This is a genomic window from Salmonella sp. 741265055_HSA (genome assembly GCF_046569525.1).
GTDB lineage: Bacteria > Pseudomonadota > Gammaproteobacteria > Enterobacterales > Enterobacteriaceae > Salmonella > Salmonella enterica.
On sequence record NZ_JBKFSQ010000072.1, the window covers coordinates 1 to 4,278 of the forward strand.

The 4,278-nt window shown below is 59.6% G+C and carries 3 protein-coding genes; all 3 read right to left on the reverse strand.

Annotated elements, in window-relative coordinates; translation table 11 throughout:
- Positions 1–3,247, reverse strand: a 3,247-nt coding sequence (locus ACLD4K_RS21725; protein WP_411012482.1) for a DUF6531 domain-containing protein, incomplete at its 3' end; no start/stop codon positions are given.
- Positions 3,248–3,265: 18 nt separating this feature from the next.
- Entirely contained in the window at positions 3,266–3,712 is a 447-nt protein-coding gene (locus ACLD4K_RS21730) for a DcrB-related protein (protein WP_411012483.1), read from the reverse strand.
- A 23-nt stretch (positions 3,713–3,735) separates the two neighbouring features.
- On the reverse strand, positions 3,736–4,278 hold a 543-nt coding region (locus tag ACLD4K_RS21735), incomplete at its 5' end, for a bacteriophage T4 gp5 trimerisation domain-containing protein (protein ID WP_411012484.1).

Below are 4,278 nucleotides of genomic sequence, written 5' to 3' on the forward strand. Positions count from 1 at the left end.
TTCGCCTCCCCAGCGCATCGTAGCCGTAGTGCGTCTCCGTGTTGCCGCTGATGACCCGCGTCAGCTGCCCCTGCGCGTTCCACTCCAGTTGCTGGTCGCGCCGCGTGGTCAGCTCGCCCCACTCGTTATAGCCGTAACGGTCACGACCACAGCCCGGCAGCCGGTTGCTCATCACCGGACCCTGCCCTTCGTTATCCAGCAGGTTGCCCGCCTTATCGTAATAATAACGGTCATGGTCATACATCTGACCTGAGCGCCCGGTCAGGTAACCGCTTCTGTCATAGCTGTACACCACGCTGCCACGCAGGCTGTCGTCAATCGTGCCCACCTCGCCGTGGTTGTTCCAGTAATAGTCCCTCGACGTCACGCAGCCCTGCCGCGCCGGGCGCTGGCCGGGAAGAACAGGGGCGCTGCCGGGCGCCAGACTGCGCTGCCAGCTCAGCAGCCCGTCATCGTCATAGCCGCTGTACGTCGTAAGCTGCCCCTGCGTGCGCATTATCTGACGGTGCAGGCTGTCGCGCTCATACTCACTCACCGTCAGGCCGTCCAGCGCCGTCTGTAACAGATGCCCGCTCCCGTAATACAGATGCGTCAGGTGCTGCCCGTCCGGCAGCGTGATGTCCGTCGGGTTGCCCAGCGCGTCGCGCTGATAACGTATGCTGCCGTTCCCCGCGTGCTCCGCCGTCAGCCAGCCGCTGCGGTCATACTCAAAACGCACCGTGTCGGCCTGCATCCGGTGCTGCTGTTGCCCCGCCTCCGTGGGCGTGAGCGTCACTGCCGTTATCTGGTCCAGCCGGTTGTAGCTGAACGTCCGCTGGCCGTGTTCATTCTCCGTCCGTAACAGACGGCCCAGCGCATCCCGCTGCTGCGTCTCCCGCCGCACGCCGCCCTGCGTGCCCGTGGTCTGTATCGCCGTCAGATAACCGCTGTCGTCCAGGATAAAAGTACGGCTCAGTCCGTCCGGGCGCACCTCACGCACCAGCCTGCCGTCCGCATCGTGACTGAACCGGTACTGCGCCCCGTTGCCGTTGGTCAGCGCTGCCACCCGGCCTTCCGGCGTGTACTGCCAGCGCGTCTCGCGCTTCTCCTCATCCGTGTGCGCCGCCAGCAGACCGCGCGGCGTATACCGCCAGCTCTCCACGCTCCCCGTGATACGCCGGTGGCTGCTCATCAGCCCCAGCGCATTCCAGGTATACCTGTCCTGCTGTTTCCCCGGTGAGTTCACCGTCTCCGGCAACCCAAGTCGGTTGTAGCTGATGCGTACCACCTTCCCTTCCGCGTCCGTCACCCGCGTCAGGTTGCCGTCCTCATCGTGGTCATATCCTGTGCTGCGCCCTGAACAGTCGGTGTACAGCGTCATCTGCCCCCGGCTGTCGAACGCCGTCACCACCGTGCCGCCCGCCGCATCCGTCCGGCTGCACATCTGCCCCTGTTCATCGTAAGCGTACTGCGTCACCCGCCCTTCCGGGTCCGTCTCCTGCACTGGCTGGCCGTGGGCGTTGTACTGCGTTTTCCAGACAGCGTCATCGTCCAGCGCCGTGCGCGTGATTTCGTCGAACTCGCCGTTCCACTGCGTCTGCGTCACCCGGCCTTCCGGATCTGTCGTCTTCACCACCCGGTTCTGGATGTCATATTCATACGCCACCGTGCGACCGCCGGGCAGCTCAATGTTGACAGGGAAGTGGTCTTCGTTGTACGTGAAGCGGTACATTCCACCGCCCGGCGTCCGGTGCGCGGTGATATACGTCTCCCTGTCGTACCACCACTGCCATGACTCCCCCTGCCTGCCGGTGACGGTGGTGGTGCCTGCGGCAAAATCATAGTCAAAGCGGTAATGTTCACCGTCACTGGTGTCGTGCTCCGTCACGCGCGGCGCGCCGTCGAGTTCCTGCCAGCGGTAGCGGCAGGTGAACCCCGCCGCATTGCTGTGCGCCGTCATCAGCCCGTTTTCATAAGCAAACTGCCGCACCTGCGTTCCCGCCCGGTTCACCACGCCGGTCAGTTGACCGTTATCGTCATACCGGTACTCCACCAGATTGCCACGGGTGCCGCCCTGCACCAGTTCAATTCGCGACAGCCGCTCCCCTGCCGGGGTCTGTGTGCGGTGCAGTAACAGGTGATGCCCGCTGCTGGAGGCTATCCGTACCAGTCTGCCTCCTTCGTGCCCGAAGACAATGCGCTGGCGGTGCGGCGTCTCCATAAACAGCAGGTATGCCATGCCGTCACTGTCAAAATCACCAAATACGTAATAGCTGCGATCGGTGTAATGCAGCACGTAACGCCCGTCATGCAGGCGGCTGAGGTATAACTGTTCTTTCGGGTCAAATATCTGGTGGCCGGGCGTCAGCATCGTTTTCGGGTAACGCAGTTCCCGCCCCTGTACGCCGGTCAGCGTGATGTGTTCATCGTCCTCGCGCAGGCTGGTTTCCCAGTTCAGCCGCCAGCCCCGTCCCAACAGTCCCACGGTTTCCAGGTGGCTGGCGTAAAAACGCGAGCAGGTGACCGGCAGGCGACCGGGCAGGGTGAAGTCCGTTTCCGGCAGCAGGATTTTCTGCCCGGTGGTCACATCCACCGGATTGCTGAACAGCCCGCTGATAACCTCACCCACGGCCATCCCGACAAGCTCCCCGCCGATAAACTTAGCGGCACATTTAGTGCCAAATTTCGTCCCCAGCTTTGCCGCTTGCCGCCACGCCCCGGCCAGCCCGCCGAGCAGACTCGCCACGACAAACAATACATCCACCACCTTGCGCAGCCAGTCCGGAATTTCAGAACTGATTTCCAGTACCGTCTGTGTGCCGCCGCCGAGAAACACATTCGGCGAACCGTCTTCAATCACCGCGTCGCATTCGGTGTGGTCATCCTTACGGGCGGCAGGCTGGCTGTTAATGTAGATATTTTCCGACCCCTGGGCGATGCGTTTTTCTGCGATATGGTTATCGCATTTCACCGTACTCAGTACCGCGCGCGCCGCCGGGCGACTGTTGGTGCTGACATTCTCCGAACCGGTGAGGATTTTTCCTGCCGTGTGGTGGATGGAGCGCCCGATGGCCTCGCCCAGTTGCAATACCCCGGAGGCTATTTGATCGGCCATAAAACCCAGAATCAGCCCGGCAAGAAAACCGCAGCTAAAGAAGGCAAAGGCGGCAAGCGCGATAATGGCGATGCCGATGATAGCGCCGATAAGAAACCCGGCGAGCGCGCTGGTGTGGTAGATAGGGTCATCCACACGGGCTGCTTCATACATGGTCACACCTCCGTGTGATTATTCGTTTTTATCCGGCTGAAAGCCTGCCAGCCAGGTGTTCCAGAGCAGGTCTGCTTTATCATCAAAAGGACGGGGACTGGTCAGGGTGAAGACCAGTACCTTGCCAGGGGTTGCAATAAACCCGGCCTGACGCTGGTACACTTCCGTTTTCCCGGATTTATGGGTGGCGGCAATTTGTTCCCCCATAAGGGCATCATTGCCCGTTCCTGCCTGTGCAGGCGCTCGCGACAATACCCGGTGCTGACCGAGATTTTTTTTCATCAGTGCAATCTGGCGGTCAATATAGGCGGGCAGGTCTTCATCAGGTTTTAGCGTATCGCGGGAAATATTCAGGCCGGGCGATGTTCGTTCATTGCCCTCCAGGATAAAAATATTGACGCTGCGATCCGTAAATGTTTCAGGCAGGACAAAACACCCTTCCTGTATGCGGTATGGTCGATCCATGAGAACTCCAGGTTTAATTCAGATCACTCAGAGGTGGGAAGGGGGGCAATATCATCGGCGGTTACGGCTGTGCCGCCATCCGGGTTCATATCAATACCTTTACCAATCAGTTGCATGACATCGCTGGTATGTAACATCAGTTGCTTGCCACAAAACTCAATGGAGCCGTCCTTATGTAAAACAAGCGCCGCATTGCCGCAGCGAAGCGTGAATTGATCGCCAACATCTAAACGATAAGTGGTGCCGATATTGATCGTCTGCGCCAGTTTTACGGAAAGGCCGTCATTCTTCGTTACCGTGGTGTTTCTGTCCTCACCAATACTGTTGGTTTCATTTTTAATAATGGTTTTAGTGCGATCCACCATTACCGTATGTGTTTCATTATTCTTCACCGTGGTGTTGAGATCTTTTTCCGCGTGGAACTTCACTTCCTCCGCGCCGGTTTTATCATCAAAACGCAGCATGTTGCCGTTCGCTGGCCCGCCATACAGTGAGTGGCTGAAGATCCCGCTCTGCGACGCCATTCCCGGCAGTCCCCACGGCGGCATGGTGTCCTGGTTGTAGGT

What these genes read in the sequence shown, in the direction of transcription:
- ACLD4K_RS21730 (WP_411012483.1), bottom strand. Translation starts at nt 3,712, where the DNA reads ATGGATCGACCATACCGCATACAGGAAGGGTGTTTTGTCCTGCCTGAA.